The following is an 18,379-nucleotide window of genomic DNA, read 5'->3' on the forward strand; positions in this document are numbered from 1 at the left end:
ATTATGGCTATTTTTCAGTGAATTACTTGGCGACGATTCTGGCGATCTGGCTCGAATCGTGAGAAATTCGCGGGTCAGGGAAATGACTATTCCGTGACTCCAGCAGAAAAAGCCCGCTCCGGCGATCCGGAGCGGGCTTTTCAGATAAGCGGGTAGCTTAACGTAAGGCTTAGGCGATCGCGCCGACGGCCTTGGTCAGACGACCGAACTTACGAGCGGCGGTGTTCTTGTGCAGAACGCCACGGGCAACGCCGCGGGCCAGTTCGGGCTGGACAGTCTGAAGCGCGGTCGCAGCAGCATCCTTGTCACCGGCGAGGATGGCGGCTTCCACCTTCTTCACCAGGGTGCGGATCCGGCTGATGCGGGCGCCATTGATCGCGGCGCGACGCTCATTGCGACGGATGCGCTTCTTGGCTTGCGGCGTATTGGCCATTCTATTCCTCGGTTCTCATCAAATCTCGGGAAGAGGCCCGTCGGATTCGCCAACCAGCCTCGTGAAGGTGCGCCCCTTACAGCTGTTCCGGGGTGCCGTCAACCAGCGAGCCCCCCGCTATTTCTGGCATTTGGGGCAATGGAAGGTCGATCGCCCCCCATCGACTCGGCGTTGCACGGTGCCGCCACAGGGACAAATCTGTCCTTCGCGCCCATAGACTCGCCATTGGTTGGAGAAATAGCCCAATTCGCCATCCGGCCGCGCATAATCGCGCAGGGTGGAACCGCCGGCGACGATGGCGGCGGACAGAACCGTGCGAATCGCCTCCACCAGCGAGCCGAGCCGGGGCTTCGATATGCGGCCCGCCGCTCGAGTCGGGGCGATGCCCGCCATGTTCAGCGCTTCGCATACATAGATATTGCCCAGGCCCGCGACGATGCGCTGGTCGAGCAGCGCCGCCTTGATCGATGTTGCCTTGCCATCCAGCGCCTGCGCCAGATAGGCCACGTCGAAATCCGGCCCCAATGGTTCCGGCCCCATGCGGGTGAAGGGGGCATAGCCCTGCCAGACATCACTGCGCACCAGATCCAGCGAACCGAAACGGCGCGGGTCGTTGAGCGAGAGAAGATGCCCGCTGCCCGTCTCCAGCAACAGATGGTCATGCGCCCCGATTTCCGCCGGATCGATTCGCCAACGCCCCGACATGCCGAGATGGAAGATCATCATGTCGCCGCGATCGGTTCCGATGAGGCCATATTTGGCCCGGCGCGACAGTCCCGTGACGGTGGCGCCGGTCATACGCTGACGCAGGTCCACCGGAATCGGGAAGCGCAGATCGGCGCGGCGTGGCTCGACCCGTGTGAGGGTCGCGCCCTGCAAGACGGATCGCAGGCCGGAAACGGTGGTTTCGACTTCGGGAAGCTCTGGCATGGCCCCTATGTAGGATGCCGGATAGCGGAACGACAGGGGCGTTTACACCCAGCGCCCAACCCATGCCTTCGCGCCGGACTGACGCTGAAACTGCGTAATCACACAAGAGCGGGATTCGCCGCATCGCGTGAGCGCGCATAGCGCTTCCATCTGGCACGATCACGCTCTAGAGCGAACCGCATGAGCGAAACAGCATCTTTCGGCTATCGCGACGTCGATGCCGCCGAGAAGGCCGGCATGGTCCGCGCCGTATTCTCCAATGTCGCCGCCAAATATGACCTGATGAACGACGCCATGTCGGGCGGCGCCCATCGGCTGTGGAAGGACCAGTTCGTCAAGCGAGTGAAGCCGCAGCCGGGCGAACAGATATTGGACATGGCCGGCGGCACCGGCGACATCGCCTTTCGCATGCACAAGCTGGGCGCGCACATCACCGTGTCCGACATCAATCCCGAGATGCTGGCCGTTGGCGTCGAGCGGGCGCAGAAGAAGGGCTATGAGGGCCTCATCTGGTCGGAACAAAATGCCGAGACGCTGACCTTTGGCGACCGGGAGTTCGACGCCTATACGATCGCCTTCGGCATCCGCAACGTCACCCATATCGACATGGCGCTGCGCGAGGCGCACCGCGTTCTGAAGTTCGGCGGGCGCTTCTTCTGCCTGGAATTTTCGACCACCACCTGGCCGGGCTTTTCCGACGTCTATGACAGCTATTCGCACAAGCTGGTGCCACAGCTGGGCAAGCTGTTCGCCAATGACGCCGACAGCTATCGCTATCTGATCGAATCGATCCGCCGCTTCCCGCCCATGCCCAAGTTCGAGGGCATGATCCGCGACGCCGGTTTCGTGAATACCAAGGTCGAGCCGATCCTGGGCGGACTGGTGGCGATCCATTCGGGCTGGAAGATCTGACGCCCGCATGACCACCCACGCGACTCATATCTGGCGGCTCCTGAAATGGGGCCGGACACTCGCACGCCATGGCGCCCTCACTGGCATTGAACGCGATCCGCTGACGCCGACGCCGGTACGCCGGCTGGTGCGTCTCGCTCGCTTCGGCGCGCGCGTTCCCAAGCAGCCGCGCTATGCCGACGCGTTCCAGTCGATCGGCCCGGCCGCGATCAAGCTGGGCCAGACGCTGGCGACCCGCCCCGATCTGGTCGGTGAGGAGGCGGCGAACGACCTGCTACGGCTGCAGGACGCCCTGCCCCCGGTTCCGTTCGACACGATCCGCGCGCAGGTCGAGCAGAGTTTCGGCCGGCCGCTGGAGCAGGTCTATGCCCGCTTCGACGAGCAGCCCGTCGGAGCCGCGTCAATCGCGCAGGTGCATCGCGCCGTTACCAGCGACGGCCGCGAGGTCGCGGTCAAGGTGATCCGGCCCGGCGTGATCGACCAGTTCAACCGCGACATCCAGACCTATGAATGGGCCGCCGCTCATGTCGAGATGCTGGGTGGCGAAGTCGCCCGCCTGCGCCCGCGTCTGGTCATCGCCAATATGAAGCGCTGGACCGCGCGCGAGCTGGACCTGCGGCGCGAAGCGGCATCGGCATCGGAACTGGCCGAAGCGATGGAAGCGATGCCCGGCTATCGCATTCCCGCCATCGACTGGGATCGCACGACCGGCAAGGTCATGACGATGGAATGGATCGACGGCATCAAGATCTCCGATCGCGATGCGCTGATCGCCGCCGGCCATGACCTCAAAGACATCGCCGCGCGGCTGGTCAACGCCTTCCTGCGCCAGGCGATCGCCGAGGGATTCTTCCACGCGGACATGCATCAGGGCAATTTGTTCGTGAAGGGCAATGGCGACATCGTCGCGATCGATTTCGGCATCATGGGGCGGATCGATCGGCGCGCGCGCATGTGGCTGGCCGAGATTCTCTATGGCCTGATCACCGGCAACTACAAGCGCGTCGCCGAAATCCATTTCGAGGCGCAATATGTGCCCGGCCATCATAATGTCGACGAATTCGCCACCGCACTGCGCGCCGTAGGCGAACCGATGCGCGGCAAGCCGGCGAGCGAATTGTCGGTCGGCGGTATGCTGGACGGACTGTTCGCCATCACCCGCGATTTCGACATGCAGACCCAGCCGCATCTGCTGCTGCTGCAGAAGACGATGGTGATGGTCGAGGGCGTCGCCCATCAGCTCGATCCCGAAATCAACATGTGGGAGACGAGCGGCCCCTATGTGAAGGAATGGCTGCGCACCGAATTGGGGCCGGAAGCCAAGGCCGCTGATGCGCTGATCGAGAATTGGCGCCTGATTCAGCGGCTGCCTGCGCTGGTCCGCCGCATCGAAGACGCCTTCCCCGAAAAGGGCGGTGCCCCGCCGCCGCTGCCGCTGGGCGACGTGAAGCTGATCCAGGTGGGCGGCGGCTGGCGCTATGGGCTGGTTGCGCTGCTGGCGGCGGCGATCGGCGCCGGGGCGATGGCCGCCGCCACGACCTTCTTCTAAGTCGGCGACCGGGCTGGACAAGTCCCGGTCGCACGACCAAATGTTGGCCATGACCCAGCGTGTCCTTCTCATCGTCTCCGGCGGCATTGCGGCCTATAAGTCGCTGGAACTGGTGCGCCAGTTGCGCAAGCGCGGCATTGCCGTGCGGGCGGTGCTGACCGAAAGCGCGCAGCAGTTCGTCACACCGCTGAGCCTGGGCGTGCTGACCGAGGATCATGTCTATGGCGACATGTTCGACCTCAAGGAAGAACGCGAGATCGGCCATATCCAGCTGTCGCGGCAGGCGGACCTGATCGTCGTAGCGCCGGCCACCGCCAATATCCTGGCCAAGATGGCGGCGGGCATTGCCGATGATCTTGCCACCACCATCCTGCTCGCGACCGACAAGCCGGTGCTGGCGGTGCCGGCGATGAACGTGCGCATGTGGCACCACAAAGCGACGCAACGGAACCTGGCGCAGCTTCATACCGACGGCATTCACATCATGACGCCCGACGATGGCGAGATGGCCTGCGGCGAATATGGCAAGGGCCGCCTGCCCGAGCCGGAAGCGATCGCGACCGAGATCGGGCGCCTGCTGGCCGCCCCGCCCCTGCCCGATCCGCTGGCGGGTCAGCCGGATTTCGCCGGCGCGGATGAACCGCTGACCGGACGGCATATATTGGTGACGGCCGGGCCGACGCATGAGCCTATCGATCCGGTGCGCTACATCGCCAATCGCTCTTCGGGCAAACAGGGTTTTGCTATCGCCGCCGCCGCTGCGCGTGCCGGGGCGAAGGTGACTTTAGTGGCGGGCCCCGTGCATCTGCCCACGCCCGCCGGTGTCACCCGCATCGATGTCGAGACCGCGCGCGAGATGCTGGCGGCGGTCGAAGACGCGCTGCCCGCCGACGCAGCGATCATGGTCGCGGCCGTTGCCGACTGGCGCACCGCCGACGCGGCCGAGCAGAAGCTGAAGAAGGACGGATCGGGCGCGCCCGCGCCGCTTAGCCTGGTCGAGAATCCCGACATATTGGCGACGCTGGGCCATCATGTCCGCCGACCCCGCCTGCTGATCGGCTTTGCCGCCGAAACCCAGAAGATCGCCGAACATGCGCAGGCCAAGCTGACCCGCAAGGGCGCCGACTGGATCGTCGCCAATGACGTGTCCGGCGACGTCATGGGCGGCGACAGCAACAGCGTCCAGATCGTCACATCCACCGGCATCGAAAGCTGGGCCGCCATGGCCAAGAGCGATGTCGCCACCAAACTCATCGAAAAGGTTGCCAATGCCCTCTCCCCTGCCGCCGATTGATATCCAGCTCATGCGCCTGTCCAATGGCGAAGGGCTCCCCGTCCCCGCCTATGCCACCGCGCACGCCGCCGGCATGGACGTGGTATCGGCCGAGGAGATCACCCTCAATCCCGGCGATCGCCATCCGGTCGCGACCGGTTTCGCGCTGGCGATCCCCGAAGGCTATGAGATTCAGGTGCGGCCCCGGTCCGGCCTGGCGCTGAAACATGGCATCACCCTGCCCAACGCCCCCGGCACGATCGATGCCGATTATCGCGGCGAACTCAAGGTGTTGCTGATCAACCATGGCGCCGATCCCTTCCCGATCAAGCGGGGCGATCGCATCGCGCAACTGGTGGTCGCGCCGGTTCAGCTTGCGAGCTTCGTCGAGGTCGATATGCTCGACGATACCGTCCGGGGACAGGGCGGCTTCGGTTCTACGGGAGTGTGACCATCATGATGACGCCGCTGCTTTCGCTGATGCTTGCCGCTGCCACGCCGCAGGCTGCGCAGCCCATGCCGCAGGATCTGAGCGAAGTACCGGAGATTCCCGACTGGCTGGGACGCAAGAATTCGCCGCAATGGTCGGAAGAGGTCGCCAAGCTCTATCGGCGTGGCGCGTGCAGCGGTGCGGTCAATCGCCAGGGATCGCAATATCTGGAAATGGACATGCTGTTCCTGCTGAGCGGGGACGGCAAGCTGATGAAGATCGCCCCGGTCAATGCCAGTTGCCCGGGCGTGGAAAAATTCGTCAGCAACCGCATTCTGAGTTCGCTCAGCCGCAGCTTCCCCAAGACCGGCTCGGCCGAACCGGTATGGATGCGCTCGCAGGTGCGGTTCCTCTGGTCGGATGCGCCGTGACGCTGACCGACGATCAACTGGAGCGCTATGCCCGGCATATCGTGCTGAAGGAAATTGGCGGCGCCGGCCAGGCCCGGCTGCTGTCGGCCGATGTCGCGGTAATCGGCGCGGGCGGCATCGGCAGCCCAGCCATCCTCTATCTGGCGGCCGCCGGCGTCGGCACGATCCGGGTGATCGACGATGACGCCGTCGCCCTGTCCAACCTGCAGCGTCAGGTGCTGTTCGGCACCGATGATATCGATGCGCCCAAGGCGGAAGCGGCAATGGCGGCCGTTGCACGCCTCAATCCCGACATCAAGCTGATCCCGATCAACGCGCGGATCGATGCGGACAATGCCGCGATGCTGCTGCGCGAGGCCGATGTCGTGCTGGACGGGTGCGACAGTTTCGCGACCCGGCTGGTGGTGGCCGACGCAGCGCAGGCGCTGCGCATGCCGCTGGTCTCGGCGGCAGTCGGCCCGTTCGAGGGGCAGCTCGCCACCTATCGCGGCTGGGAGACGGACAAGCCCTGCTATCGCTGCCTGGTGGGCAGCCCGGTTGACGCGCCCGAACGCAATTGTTCGGAAACCGGTGTGATCGGCGCGCTGACCGGAGTGATGGGCAGCCTGGCGGCGCTGGAGGTGATCCGGGCGCTGGTCCCGTTCGGCACCGACATGGCGGGACAGTTGCTGATCGCGGACCTGCTGGCGATGCGGTTCCGCACGCTGGGCGTCCCCAAGGACCCGGCCTGTCCGGGCTGCGCGGCGGAACTGTGCGCGCACTGAGGATCGTCGTCATCACGGCCGATGCGGAGCGGCTGCGCGGCGCATTGGTGATGGCGACGGCGCAGGCCGCGCTGGGCGGCGAAGCCAGCCTGTTCCTGCAACTGGAGGCGGTGGCGCTGCTGGCCTCACCGCTGGCCGCGCCGGAAGATGCCGCGCATCAGGCGGCGGGCCTGCCGACGCTTGCCGAACTGCTGGCCGAGGCGCTGGACATGGGGGTGGCCCTGATCGCCTGCCAGAGCGGCCTTGCCCTGTCGGGCCTGTCCGCCGACGCCCTGCCCGCCGGGGTCGAGATTGGCGGCCCGCTTTCCTTCCTGCAACAGACCGACGACGATGCCCGGCTGCTGATCCCCTGAATCAGTCGCACAGGAAGATATCCTCGATCTTCAAGCCAAACAGGTCGGCGATGCGGAAGGCGAGCGGGAGCGAGGGGTCATATTTGCCCGTCTCGATCGCGTTGACGCTCTGGCGCGAGATGCCGAGCTGGACGGCGAGATCGCTCTGGTTCCAGTCGCGCTCCGCCCGCAAGATCTTGAGCCGGTTCTTCATGCGCGGCCACCGGGCAGGATCGGCGCCAGCAGCAGGCCCAAATTCCACAGGATGAAGGCGGCATAGGCGGGCGCATGGGGGGCAAGGCCCGATCCTTCGAGCAGGCCCCAGACGGTGGTGATGACCAGCATGAAACCGGCCGCGATCAGCGCGCGCCGGGCATGGACCATGCGCAGATATTCGTCGGCCTCTTCCACCAGCAGCCGGCCCATCGCCCAGATGAAGCCGATCAGCGGCGGCGCCGGCAGCAAGGCGACGAGCACGGCCCAGATGCCCGCCGGATGCCATTCGCGCTGGATGGTGATGGCCGCGACCACGGTGACGATATTGGCGATCATCAGCGGCACGACCCGGCCGATATAGCGGGCGATCGCCGATCCCGGCACGCCGCGCGCCAACCGCATCGCTTCCCAGATCAACCAGCCCAGCGCCAGCAGGCCCGGCACCATCAGCGGCAATTTGCCGTTGCCGCTGATGGTGAAGATGTTGGCGGCGACGGCAGCGGCGACCATCAGCACCGTGAACAGCGCGGCGGCCGCGCAGATGCGCCAGGGAAAGCGGTGGATGGGTTCCGGGGCGATCATGACTCGTGCCTCCTGCTCTGAAAGGGTCAAGCGTCCTTTACAGAAATAGGAAGCAGAGAGTCAACGTAACTTTACATTTTATCGCGTATCCTTGTCAGAACTGGCCATAGCGCTCATTGCCGACAAAGCCGAGCTTGGTGACGCCGGAACGGCGGATGTCGGCCAGGGTCTGGTCGACCACCAGATAGCGGGCGGCGGCATCCGGCTGGAATTGCAGTTCCGGCTCGACCGGCAGAGCCAGCGTCTGGGCGAGATAGCGGCGCAGCGTCAGGGCATCAACCGCCATGCCGTTCCAGCGGACCACGCCCGATGCGTCGATCGTCACCTTGTTCTTGATCGGATCGGGTTGGGGCAGGCTGGTATCGACCGGCGCCTGGGGCAGGTTGATGCCCACGCTGTGGGTCTGGATCGGGATGGTGATGATGAACATGATCAGCAGCACGAGCATGACGTCGATCAGCGGCGTCGTGTTCATCTCGCCCATCGGCGCGTCATCCTGTGCGCCACGGGATTTTGCAAAGCTCAAAGCCATAAGTCCCTCCTGCACCAATAATGATATATCAGGACATAAAACATGCGCCCATGGGTGACTCTTGGCAAGAGGCCTTCTATTGACAGGGCAGACCGCCCATTTATGGGGAAGGCGCGGCTTTTTGGGCCGTGCAACCTGAACATTTCACAGAAAGACCCCCCGTGTCCGCCATGCTCAAGATCACCCTGCCCGATGGTTCCGTGCGTGAAGTCGCGCCCGGCACTACCCCGGCAGACATTGCAGCGGCGATCGGGCCGGGCCTGGCCAAGGCGGCGATCGCCGCGAAGGTCGACGGCGAGCTGCGCGACATCATGCGCCCGCTGGAACAGGATTCGCAGCTCGCGCTGGTGACGGCGAAGGACGAGGCCGACGCGCTGGAACTGGCGCGCCACGATTTCGCCCATGTGCTGGCCGAAGCGGTGCAGGCGCTGTTCCCCGGCACGCAGATCACCTTCGGCCCGGCGACCGACGATGGTTTCTATTATGATTTCGCGCCCAAGGATCGCCCTTTCACCGAGGAAGACCTGCCCGCGATCGAGGCGGAGATGCGCAAGATCATCGCCGCCAACAAGCCGCTGCGCCGCGAAGTGATCGCCCGCGACACGCTGATCGCCCAGTGGGAAGCGGCCGGCGAGACGTTCAAGGCGCAATGGGCGGCCGAACTGCCGCAGGGCGAGGAACTGACCGTCTATCATAGTGGTGACGGCTGGTACGACATGTGCCGTGGCCCGCATCTGGCCTCCACCGGCAAGCTGGACCCGGCCGCGTTCAAGCTGACCCGCGTGTCGGGCGCTTACTGGCGCGGCGACCAGAAGAATGCGATGCTGAGCCGCATCTATGGCACCGGCTGGCTCAACAAGAAGCAGCTCAATGAGCATCTGACCCGGCTGGAAGAGGCCGGCAAGCGCGACCATCGCAAGCTGGGCGCGGAGATGGACCTGTTCCACCTCCAGCAGGAAGCGCACGGGTCTGTCTTCTGGCACCCCAAGGGCTATCTGATCTGGCGCGAGCTGGAAGCCTATATGCGCCGCGCGATCGACGATGCCGGCTATCGCGAGGTGAAGACCCCGCAGGTGATGGACGCGCGCCAGTGGGAGCAGTCCGGCCATTGGGGCAAATATCGCGAGAATATGTTCGTCATCCCCGACGAAGTGCCCAACGTGGCGGACGAAGGCCCGCTGGTGTCGGACGATGTCGACTGGATGGCGCTCAAGCCGATGAACTGCCCGGCGCACATCCTGATCTTCAAACAGGGGATCAAGAGCTATCGCGACCTGCCGCTGCGCTTCTATGAAAATGGCTGCTGCCACCGCAACGAGCCGCATGGCGCGCTGCACGGCCTGATGCGGGTGCGCCAGTTCACCCAGGACGACGCCCATATCTTCTGCCGCGAGGACCAGATCGTCGAGGAAGTGCGCGCCTTCTGTGCGCTGGCCGACCGGATCTACAAGGATTTCGGCTTCACCTACTCGATCAAGCTGGCGCTCCGCCCGGAAAAGCGCTTCGGCACCGAGGAGATGTGGGACAAGGCGGAAGAGGAACTGCGCAACGCGGTTGCCGCCGCCGGCCTCAACACGCCGGAATATGGCTGGGAAGAACTGCCCGGCGAAGGCGCCTTCTATGCGCCCAAGCTGGAATGGCACCTCACTGACGCGATCGGCCGCACCTGGCAGGTCGGCACCATCCAGTCGGACCGCGTGCTGCCCGAACGGCTCGACGCCAGCTACATCGCCGAGGATGGCGAGCGCCATCGGCCGGTGATGCTGCACCGTGCGATCTTCGGCAGCTATGAGCGGTTCATCGGCATCCTGATCGAACATTATGCCGGCAAGTTCCCGCTGTGGCTGGCGCCGGTGCAGGCGGTGGTCGCGACGATCGTGTCGGATGCGGATAGTTATGCGCTGGACGTGGTCGAGAAGCTGCGCGCCGCCGGCATTCGTGCCGAGGCCGACGTGCGCAACGAGAAGATCAACTACAAGGTGCGCGAACATTCGCTGGGCAAGGTGCCCAACCTGCTGGTCGTCGGCCGGCGCGAGGCGGAAGAAGGCACGGTGGCTCTGCGCGAACTGGGCAAGGATGGCCAGACCATGCTTTCGCTGAGCGAAGTGATTGTCCGCCTTGAAAAAGAAGGTCGCGCACCCGATATGGGTTGAGGCAGCAATGCCACAGGGTGCGTGATTCCGTTACGACGGAGGCACGCACCCCTTTCGGTTTTGTAGAAAAGCCGCTAAGAGCCACTCGGTTTTAATAGACTCAGGAGAAGCTGCTATACGTCCCCCGATGATGCGCCGCCCACTGGCGCCGCCGCCGAAGTCCGGCCCCCGGTATAACGAATTCATCACCGTGCCCAAGGTGCGCGTGATCGATGACGAAGGCGAAAATCTGGGCGTGATGTTTACGCAGGAGGCGATCGAGCAGGCCGCCGACGTTGGCTTGGACCTGGTCGAAGTGTCGCCCAACGCCGATCCGCCAGTCTGCAAGTTCCTGGACATCGGCAAGTTCAAGTACGAGGCCCAGAAGAAGGCGAACATCGCCCGCAAGACCCAGAAGACGCAGGAACTCAAAGAGATCAAGATGCGTCCGAACATCGACGATCATGATTATGATACGAAGATGAAGAAGGTCCATGATTTCATCGGCGATGGCGACAAGGTGAAGATCACCCTGCGCTTCCGCGGCCGCGAACTCAGCCACCAGCAACTGGGCATGAACCTGCTGCAGCGCGTGGCGGAAAATGTCGCCGAGATCGCCAAGGTCGAAGCCTATCCGCGCATGGAAGGCCGCCAGATGCTGATGGTGCTCTCGCCGAAATAAGCGGCGCCGCGACATCGAAGAACATGCGTATCGGGCGGGGTCTGGCGACAGACTCCGCCCGATACGCATTTGAGCGCGGCTTATTCGATCAACGACGTGTCAGGCGTGGCGCGTGCATCCAGCGTCAGTTGCAGGAAGGCCAGGTCGAGCCATCGGCCGAATTTCATGCCAACCTGCGGCAACAGACCGACCTGGGTGAAGCCCAGCCGCTCGTGCAACCGGATCGACCCGATATTGCCGGCCTCGATGCCGGCGACCATGACATGCTTGCCGATTGCGCGGGCACGATCGATCAGGGCGAGCATCAGCGCCTTGCCGATTCCCGCCCCACGCTGATCGGCGCGGACATAGACCGAATGTTCGACCGTGTTGCGATAGCCATCCCAGGCGCGCCAGTCGCCAAAGGAGGCATAGCCAACCACGCCGCCCAGAGCATCGACCGCGACCAGCACCGGATAGCCCTGCCCCTGCCGCTCCGTCAGCCAGGCGCGGCGATTGGCGGCATCCACCTGATGCTCGTTCCAGATCGCCGTCGTGTTGACGACCGCGTCATTATAGATGGCCACGATGGCCGGCGCATCGGCCGGGCTGGCATCCCGAATGGTCATTGGCGCAGGTCACTCCAGGATCGGTGCATGTCAAGGATCAGGCGGCGTTCGGCACGATCAGATATTTCTCGCCGGTGCGGCGGGCATTATAGGCCAGCACCGCGTCGCGCGTCAGCGCATCCCTGAGCGACAGGCGCGCCTTGTAGTGGCTGGCGAAGAGGCCGGTGAGATTGTCGCGCACGCGGGCACGCATCCGCTCCACCGTTTCCGCCCCCGCCTGCGCCAGGAAAGGCGTCAGCAGCCAGCCACCGACCCGCCAGCTGAAGCCGAAACTACGCGTCAGCAGGGTCGGCGACAGGTCGAGCGCGCCATAGATATAGGCCTGCTTCATGGTGGCGGAGCCATAGCGGCTATAGGTGGCGCCCGCACTCGCCACCTGCTCCATCGCGCCCAAGATCCGGCTGACCAGCGATCCGCCGCCAATCGCATCGAAGGCAATGGTCGCCCCCGTTTCGGTCAGAGCGGCGACCAGCCGTTCGGCAAAATCATCGGCCGTGCTGTCGAGCACATGGCGCGCGCCCAGATCGCGCAGCAGCGCGACCTGCGCCGGGCTGCGGACGATATTGACCAGCGGGATGTCGTCCGCCTGGCAGATTTTGACGAGCATCTGGCCAAGGTTGGAGGCGGCCGCGGTATGGACCAGCGCCTTGTGCCCCTCCGCCCGCATGGTTTCGACGAAGCCGAGCGCGGTCATCGGATTGACGAAGGCCGACGCCCCCTGCTCCGCCGTGGCGCCATCCGGCAAGACCATGCAGGCGCGCGCATCGACCAGCCGATATTGGGCGTACATGCCGCCCGGCACGCAGGTGACGCGCTTGCCGAGCAGCGCCTGCGCCTCCGCCGCTTCGCCCGCTGCGATCACCGTGCCAGCCCCTTCATTGCCGACCGGCATCGCTTCACCCAGGCGCGAGGCCATGGCGCGCATCGACGCCTCGGGCATCTGCGCCACCAGATAACCATCGCCATATTCGGCATGGTCGACATCGGCCGACGCCAGCAGCAACCCGAGATCGGATGGATTGATCGGCGCCGCCTCGACCCGCAGCACGACCTGAGATCCGGTCGGCGCTGGCAGGGTCTGTTCTGCCAGCGATACGGTCAGGCGGCCATCGGGCGTGAGGGTCGAAAGAATTTGCAGACCGGTGATGTCGGACATGAGGAGGCTCCCTTGGCGGCGATGATTTGGACTTAGCCTGCCACGTCGCCATCGGCCAGCATCGGCGCGATCAGGCGGCGGGCACCGCGCGGTAGAGCGTGGGATACATGGCGCGGAACGCCTTGAGCTTGGGCATGTCCCAGCGCTGGATATAGGGATGATAGGGATAGCGGGCCATGAAGTCCTGATGATCGGCCCCGGCGTCCTGGAAGCCGGTAAAGGGCTCCACCTTGGTCACGATCGGATCGCGCCACAGCCCGGCCTTCTGCAACTGTATGAGATAGGCGCGCGCTGCCCTGTCCTGCTCTGGATTGAGCGGGAAGAGCGCGCTGCGATATTGGGTGCCGCTGTCGGGCCGCTGATAATTGAGCGTGGTGGGATCGGTGATGACCGAGAAGAAGATGCGCAGCAGCGTGCCATAGCTGACGATCTTCGGATCATAGGTGACCCGGACCGACTCGGCGAAACCGGTATCGCCGCCGCTGACCATGTCATAATCGACCTTGCGGTCGCGCGGGCCGCCGGCGAACCCCGCCACGACGAGCCTGACGCCCTTCACATGGGAAAAGACGCCCTCGACACCCCAATAGCAGCCGCCCGCGAAGATCGCGGTTTCCAGCGATCGGGTCGGCTGCGCATCCAGCGCCGGGATCGGCGTGGGGACGGCAGGTTCGGCATGCAATGGGGAAGACGCGGCGGCGAGCGCCGCAAGGGATAGGAGGAAAAGGCCCTTAGAGCGCCGCACTGCCGACAGGGGTCGCGGTCGACGCGATCGCGGTCGAGGTCAGCGCCGGCGGCTCATTATTGGGCTGAAGCGCGAACATCGCGACCGCCCCGATGGCAAAGCCACCCAGGAAGCGGAAGAACAGTTCGGATTTCAAAAACGCCAACATGGCCAAGCCTTTCTGTCGCGATATCTTCGCGATCGTCGCCCGGTAGGACATTGCGCCTTGCCCCTGTCTGAACATGATCGCGCCGGACAGCGGCTTTCGACCAAGGACGGGAGCGGAGCGACGAAATGCCACCGCACATAAGTTTCTTTACGCAACGGGCATATAGCGCCTGCGGCGTCAATCACAAGACGCTGCAGTGCGAAAAAGACCGTTTCATTTTTTGAGACAATGGAAAAATCCGGCCGCGATAGACAGTATCGCGACCGGATTTTCAAGAGCTTATTGCAGGCCGACGATCATCGGCCGGCGCTTATTTCAGCGCTGCACAGGCTTCCTGGATGCGCACGCAGGCGGTCTTGAGCACCTCTTCCGAGGTCGCATAGCTGATGCGGAAGGCCGGCGAGAGGCCGAAGGCGGCGCCATGGACGGCTGCGACCTTCGCTTCGTCGAGGAAATAGCCGATCAGCGCTTCGTCGCTGTCGATCCGCTGGCCCTTGGGCGTCACCTTGCCGATCACGCCGCTGGCGTCGGGATAGACATAGAAGGCGCCTTCAGGCGTCGGGCAGTCGAGGCCCGGCGCGTCGTTCAGCATGGCGACGACCATGTCGCGGCGCTTCTTGAAGGCGGCATTGCGCTCTTCCAGGAAATCCTGCGGGCCGGTCAGCGCGGCCACGGCGGCAGCCTGGCTGATCGAGCAGGGGTTGCTGGTCGACTGCGACTGCAGCTTGCCCATCGCCTTGATGATCCATTCGGGACCGCCGGCGAAACCGATGCGCCAGCCGGTCATCGAGAAGGCCTTGGAACAGCCATTGACCGTCAGGGTGCGGTCATAGAGATCCGGGCAGACCTGGGCGATGGTGGCGAAGGGGGTCGGCGCGTACCAGACATGCTCATACATGTCGTCGGTCATCACCAGCACATGCGGGTGACGCAGCAGCACTTCGCCCAGCGCCTTGAGCTCGGTCGCCGAATAGGCGGCCCCCGACGGGTTGGACGGCGAATTGAGCATCACCCACTTGGTGCGCGGGGTGATCGCGGCGTCGAGCTGGGCCGGGGTGATCTTGTAGCCCTGGCTGGCCGGGCCTTCGATAAACACGGGCGTGCCGCCGGCAAAGTTCACGATGTCGGGATAGCTGACCCAATAGGGCGCCGGGATGATGACTTCATCGCCCACGTCGACGGTCGCGACCAGCGCGTTGAACAGGGTGTGCTTGCCGCCCGAGTTCACGCTGATCTGGCTGCGCTTGTAGATCAGGCCATTGTCGCGCTTGAACTTGAAGGCGACCGCCTCCTTGACGTCGGCAGTGCCGTCGACATCGGTATAGCGGGTCAGATTCTTGCGAATGGCCTCGATCCCCGCTTCTTTGACGAAATCGGGCGTGTCGAAATCGGGTTCGCCGGCCGAAAGACCAATAACGTCCACGCCTTCGGCTTTAAGGGCATTCACGCGCGCGCTCATCGCCAGGGTGGCGGAGGGCTGGATGCGACCGAGGGCTGCGGAAGTCTGGCTCATGGCAATGATCTTTCTCCAGAGCGATGCCCAGACGGACAAAAGAGTCCGCGCTCAGCGACATCGCGACAAAAAATAATATTATCTCCTTGTCTGCCGCGCAGGCAGACGCGGCGGTCCTTAGTGCGCAAAGGACGCCGGAGCAACCGCCAGTTGCCGGTTATTGGCTTGTGCGCATCCTAGGAAAACTATCGGACCAGCGAGGCCGCGACCATCCCGCGCGACGCATTGCCGATGAAGAAGCCGCGTTCCAGATCATGGATGCGCAGGTCGCCCTCCACCGCCTCGCCCATGTCGAGCAGGCTCTGGCGCAGGATTCCGCGCAGCAGCCCGCGCGAGGCCGGCGGCGTCACCAGCTTGTCGCCCCGCTCCACGAAGATGGAGGAGAAGCAGCCTTCGGTCAGATAGCCCTGTTCGTCGGTCATCAGCACTTCATAGGTGCCGCCGCGGCGCAGCGCGTCGCGATAGAGGGAACGGTCGGTGGTCTTGTGCTCCAGCCGGGGATCCGTGGCGGCGGCGAGCCGGGGCACGACCTTCACCTGCATGATCGCCTTGGGCCAGGTGCGATGTTCGCGCACCTCGATCGACACCGAGCCCTGACGCGATACCAGCAGCCGCACGCGGCTGAGTTCGCGCAGGCGAAAAGTGGCGGCCTGAAGCTCATTGCGCACGCTGTGGCGGTCGAAGGCAAAGCCCAGCGCCTGCGCGCTGTCCTTCAGCCGGCCAAGATGCAGTTCCAGCAGACGCACGCCTTCATGCGGATCGAAGGCCATGGTCTCGAGCAGATCATATCGTCCGTCAGCCACCGACATCGAACCTATTCACGCCCCACTGCAATCATCTTTCATCCCAGCGACAGGAAGCGCCCCTTGGCCAGGCATTCCGCCCATTCGGCCGACGCATCCGAATCCGCAACGATGCCGGAACCCAGGCCCAGGCGACCGATACCGCTTCCTTCTTCGACGCAAATGGTGCGAATGGCAACATTGAAAGCCGCGTCCCCCGCCGGATCCATCCAGCCCATCGCCCCGGTATAGACGCCGCGGGCAAAAGGCTCGACCATGTCGATGATCTCCATCGCCCGCACCTTGGGCGCGCCGGTGATCGATCCGCAGGGGAAAAGCACCCGCAACACGTCGACCGGCGCCAGCCCCGGCAGCACCCGGCCGCGAATGGTGGAGACCATCTGGTGGACGGTCGGATAGGTTTCGACCTTGAACAGGTCAGGGACCGTGACCGACCCGGCCCGCGCCACCCGCGACAGATCATTGCGCAGCAGGTCGACGATCATCAGATTTTCCGCGCGCTGCTTGGCATCGCGCGCCAGATCGGTCGCCAGGGCGGCATCCCGTTCCGGATCATGATCGCGCACGGCGGTGCCCTTCATCGGCCGCGCGGTGAGTTGCCCGCGCACCTGGGTGAAGAAAAGTTCGGGCGAGAAGGACAATATCTGATGCCCGCCGATGTTGACGACGCCGCCATAGCCAGCCTGCGCGCGCGGACGCAGCGCCGCGTAGAGCGCCATCGGATCGCCGGCGAAGCGCAACTCGCACGGGAAGGTCAGATTGACCTGATAGATGTCGCCGGCACGGATCAGTTCCTGCACCTGGTCGAACTGCGCGCGATAGTCGGCCTCGCTGACCAAAGGCCAGGGCGCATCGACGCTGACCGCAGCAGGATCGGGCAGCAGGTCCGCGACGCCATCGGCCGGGATGAAGCGGCAGCCCTCGAACAGGCCGAACCAGAGCAAGGGCATGGCCTGCGGGCCGCCCTTGGGCGGACGGTGCGCGATCGGCGCCAGCCGTTCCTCCAGCGCCAACCCGGCTTCATAGCTGATATAGCCGGCGGCATGGAGGCCGGCCTCGCGCGCCTCGGCGATGCGGTCGAGCGCGGGCTGCACCTCCTCCATCCGCCAGGCCGCGATGACCGACACCGGATCGCGATACAGCCGCGCGGGCGCTGCCCCCTGGACGCGCGCATCGTCGAACAGGGCAAAGGCTTCGGTGGGACCAGGCAGGCGCATGGCGTCCTCTTAACAGGCTTTGGCGCGCACGAAAGAGCGATGCAGGTGGCGCCATGATTGCCCGGCGGGGCAAAGCTGGCCTAGACAGGGGCGATGTCCGACCAGCCCCCTGCCCCGACCAGCGAACCGCGTCCGTTCAAACCGGCCTTGCTGCTGGGCCTGCGCAGCCGCTGCCCGGCCTGCGGCGAGGGCAGGCTGTTCGCGCGCTTCCTGAAACCGGTGTCGGCGTGCAGCCATTGCGGCCAGCGCTGGGACGGGCATCAAGCCGACGATTTCCCGGCCTATATCGTCATCCTGCTGCTCGGCCATCTGCTGGTGCCGCTGATGATCGAGGTCAATGCCGCGCTGGCCATCCCATTGGGCTGGCAGGCGGTGCTATGGCCGACGCTGGCGGCGATATTGGGGCTGGCGATGATCCAGCCCGCCAAGGGGGCGGTGCTGGCCTTCCAATGGTCGCGCCGGATGCACGGCTTCGCCTGACGGCGCGCCGGGCCTTATTCTGCCGGCTTGCGGATGAAGTTGAGTTCCATCGCTTCGCGCAGCGTATCGTCGATCGAGCGACGGCCTTCGGCGCCATGGGTGACGACGGTGGTGTCGCAGGTGGCGACGCACACGCCCTTCTGGAAGCCGGCCGAGCTGATCGTCCAGCTGGTGCGGCCGATATGGCCGATCGCGCAATGGACCTCGAACGGATAGGGGAAATGCGATTCCTCGATGAAATTGAGGTTCACATTGGCCACCAGCCAGCGCACGCCCTGTTCCTGCGGGTGGCGGCCCATATGGTGATGAAAGCGGATACGGGCCGTTTCGAAGATACCGGAAATGGCCACATTGTTGATGTGCCCCATGGTATCGAGATCCTGGAAACGCGTATCGATGCTCGTGATGAAGCGATATGCGTCGGGACTGAACCGCCAGGATTCGGGTTTGGCCATGTCCTGCTTTCCTTGAAATTGTTTTTTTCGCTCTTAGCCCAGCGATCTTGCGATGC

23 protein-coding genes are annotated in these 18,379 nt (G+C 64.5%); 10 read left to right on the forward strand and 13 right to left on the reverse strand.

Going from position 1 to position 18,379, the window contains the following annotated elements:
• Positions 1-169 precede the first annotated feature (169 nt).
• Positions 170-433, reverse strand: a complete 264-nt coding sequence (gene rpsT, locus BRX37_RS04085) for a 30S ribosomal protein S20 (protein WP_010335635.1) — start codon at positions 431-433, stop codon at positions 170-172.
• A 117-nt stretch (positions 434-550) separates the two neighbouring features.
• On the reverse strand, positions 551-1,363 hold the full coding sequence (mutM, locus tag BRX37_RS04090; RefSeq protein WP_125985635.1) for a bifunctional DNA-formamidopyrimidine glycosylase/DNA-(apurinic or apyrimidinic site) lyase: 813 nt from the start codon (positions 1,361-1,363) through the stop codon (positions 551-553).
• A 180-nt stretch (positions 1,364-1,543) separates the two neighbouring features.
• Here mutM and BRX37_RS04095 point away from each other — a divergent pair, with 180 nt between their 5' ends.
• The 7 genes from BRX37_RS04095 to BRX37_RS04125 are packed head-to-tail and all read left to right on the forward strand — an operon-like array spanning position 1,544 to position 7,075.
• Positions 1,544-2,275 carry a class I SAM-dependent methyltransferase gene (locus BRX37_RS04095; protein WP_010335632.1) on the forward strand — a complete coding sequence of 244 codons (732 nt, stop codon included), beginning with the start codon at positions 1,544-1,546 and terminating at the stop codon, positions 2,273-2,275.
• A gap of 7 nt (positions 2,276-2,282) precedes the next feature.
• Complete coding sequence (gene ubiB, locus BRX37_RS04100; protein ID WP_125985636.1) at positions 2,283-3,824, forward strand: 2-polyprenylphenol 6-hydroxylase; 1,542 nt, start codon at positions 2,283-2,285, stop codon at positions 3,822-3,824.
• A 49-nt stretch (positions 3,825-3,873) separates the two neighbouring features.
• Complete coding sequence (gene coaBC / locus BRX37_RS04105; RefSeq protein WP_125985637.1) at positions 3,874-5,118, forward strand: bifunctional phosphopantothenoylcysteine decarboxylase/phosphopantothenate--cysteine ligase CoaBC; 1,245 nt, start codon at positions 3,874-3,876, stop codon at positions 5,116-5,118.
• Positions 5,093-5,548: a dUTP diphosphatase gene (gene dut / locus BRX37_RS04110; protein WP_125985638.1), complete on the forward strand. Its 456-nt coding sequence runs from the start codon at positions 5,093-5,095 to the stop codon at positions 5,546-5,548. Before coaBC ends, dut begins: the two co-directional genes overlap by 26 nt.
• A 5-nt stretch (positions 5,549-5,553) precedes the next feature.
• Positions 5,554-5,958, forward strand: a complete 405-nt coding sequence (locus BRX37_RS04115) for a hypothetical protein (RefSeq protein WP_125985639.1) — start codon at positions 5,554-5,556, stop codon at positions 5,956-5,958.
• Positions 5,955-6,722 carry a HesA/MoeB/ThiF family protein gene (locus BRX37_RS04120; RefSeq protein ID WP_125985640.1) on the forward strand — a complete coding sequence of 256 codons (768 nt, stop codon included), beginning with the start codon at positions 5,955-5,957 and terminating at the stop codon, positions 6,720-6,722. Before BRX37_RS04115 ends, BRX37_RS04120 begins: the two co-directional genes overlap by 4 nt.
• The gene (locus BRX37_RS04125) at positions 6,710-7,075 is read left to right on the forward strand and encodes a DsrE family protein (RefSeq protein WP_206434112.1); all 366 of its coding nucleotides are present in this window, start codon (positions 6,710-6,712) and stop codon (positions 7,073-7,075) included. Before BRX37_RS04120 ends, BRX37_RS04125 begins: the two co-directional genes overlap by 13 nt.
• Before the next feature lies 1 nt (position 7,076).
• Here BRX37_RS04125 and BRX37_RS04130 read toward each other — a convergent pair whose 3' ends face one another.
• From BRX37_RS04130 to BRX37_RS04140, 3 genes are all read right to left on the reverse strand, one after another.
• Positions 7,077-7,268 carry a helix-turn-helix transcriptional regulator gene (locus tag BRX37_RS04130; protein ID WP_125985641.1) on the reverse strand — a complete coding sequence of 64 codons (192 nt, stop codon included), beginning with the start codon at positions 7,266-7,268 and terminating at the stop codon, positions 7,077-7,079.
• Positions 7,265-7,852, reverse strand: coding sequence for a hypothetical protein (locus tag BRX37_RS04135; protein WP_125985642.1), 588 nt, complete (start codon positions 7,850-7,852; stop codon positions 7,265-7,267). The genes BRX37_RS04130 and BRX37_RS04135 overlap by 4 nt, the downstream gene beginning before the upstream one ends.
• Positions 7,853-7,946: 94 nt before the next feature.
• On the reverse strand, positions 7,947-8,384 hold the full coding sequence (locus BRX37_RS04140; protein WP_125985643.1) for an ExbD/TolR family protein: 438 nt from the start codon (positions 8,382-8,384) through the stop codon (positions 7,947-7,949).
• 170 nt (positions 8,385-8,554) lie between these two features.
• On the opposite strand from BRX37_RS04140, the gene thrS reads away from it, so the two are divergent.
• Together thrS and infC are read left to right on the forward strand one after the other, a co-directional pair.
• Positions 8,555-10,537: a threonine--tRNA ligase gene (gene thrS, locus BRX37_RS04145; RefSeq protein ID WP_125985750.1), complete on the forward strand. Its 1,983-nt coding sequence runs from the start codon at positions 8,555-8,557 to the stop codon at positions 10,535-10,537.
• A 127-nt stretch (positions 10,538-10,664) separates the two neighbouring features.
• Positions 10,665-11,198 carry a translation initiation factor IF-3 gene (gene infC, locus BRX37_RS04150; RefSeq protein WP_029547879.1) on the forward strand — a complete coding sequence of 178 codons (534 nt, stop codon included), beginning with the start codon at positions 10,665-10,667 and terminating at the stop codon, positions 11,196-11,198.
• A gap of 80 nt (positions 11,199-11,278) precedes the next feature.
• On the opposite strand, the gene BRX37_RS04155 is transcribed toward infC, so the two are convergent.
• The 7 genes from BRX37_RS04155 to pabB all read right to left on the reverse strand — a co-directional run bounded on the left by BRX37_RS04155 (position 11,279) and on the right by pabB (position 17,388).
• The gene (locus BRX37_RS04155) at positions 11,279-11,806 is read right to left on the reverse strand and encodes a GNAT family N-acetyltransferase (protein WP_125985644.1); all 528 of its coding nucleotides are present in this window, start codon (positions 11,804-11,806) and stop codon (positions 11,279-11,281) included.
• 37 nt (positions 11,807-11,843) lie between these two features.
• Positions 11,844-12,962: a zinc-binding dehydrogenase gene (locus BRX37_RS04160; protein WP_125985645.1), complete on the reverse strand. Its 1,119-nt coding sequence runs from the start codon at positions 12,960-12,962 to the stop codon at positions 11,844-11,846.
• A gap of 70 nt (positions 12,963-13,032) precedes the next feature.
• Entirely contained in the window at positions 13,033-13,707 is a 675-nt protein-coding gene (msrA, locus tag BRX37_RS04165; RefSeq protein ID WP_164522407.1) for a peptide-methionine (S)-S-oxide reductase MsrA, read from the reverse strand.
• Complete coding sequence (locus tag BRX37_RS04170; RefSeq protein WP_170319005.1) at positions 13,694-13,855, reverse strand: hypothetical protein; 162 nt, start codon at positions 13,853-13,855, stop codon at positions 13,694-13,696. The genes msrA and BRX37_RS04170 overlap by 14 nt, the downstream gene beginning before the upstream one ends.
• Before the next feature lie 310 nt (positions 13,856-14,165).
• Positions 14,166-15,368, reverse strand: coding sequence for a pyridoxal phosphate-dependent aminotransferase (locus BRX37_RS04175; RefSeq protein WP_017500850.1), 1,203 nt, complete (start codon positions 15,366-15,368; stop codon positions 14,166-14,168).
• A gap of 185 nt (positions 15,369-15,553) precedes the next feature.
• Positions 15,554-16,177: an aminotransferase class IV gene (locus BRX37_RS04180; RefSeq protein WP_017500849.1), complete on the reverse strand. Its 624-nt coding sequence runs from the start codon at positions 16,175-16,177 to the stop codon at positions 15,554-15,556.
• 32 nt (positions 16,178-16,209) lie between these two features.
• A complete protein-coding gene (gene pabB / locus BRX37_RS04185; protein WP_125985647.1) occupies positions 16,210-17,388 on the reverse strand; it encodes an aminodeoxychorismate synthase component I in 1,179 nt (392 codons plus the stop codon).
• Between the two features lie 93 nt (positions 17,389-17,481).
• Here pabB and BRX37_RS04190 point away from each other — a divergent pair, with 93 nt between their 5' ends.
• Complete coding sequence (locus BRX37_RS04190; protein WP_125985648.1) at positions 17,482-17,868, forward strand: DUF983 domain-containing protein; 387 nt, start codon at positions 17,482-17,484, stop codon at positions 17,866-17,868.
• 14 nt (positions 17,869-17,882) lie between these two features.
• Here BRX37_RS04190 and BRX37_RS04195 read toward each other — a convergent pair whose 3' ends face one another.
• Positions 17,883-18,323 carry an acyl-CoA thioesterase gene (locus BRX37_RS04195; RefSeq protein WP_004210293.1) on the reverse strand — a complete coding sequence of 147 codons (441 nt, stop codon included), beginning with the start codon at positions 18,321-18,323 and terminating at the stop codon, positions 17,883-17,885.
• Positions 18,324-18,379 lie beyond the last annotated feature (56 nt).

Source organism: Sphingomonas sp. S-NIH.Pt3_0716 (assembly GCF_003950715.1).
Classification (GTDB): Bacteria; Pseudomonadota; Alphaproteobacteria; order Sphingomonadales; family Sphingomonadaceae; genus Sphingobium; species Sphingobium yanoikuyae_A.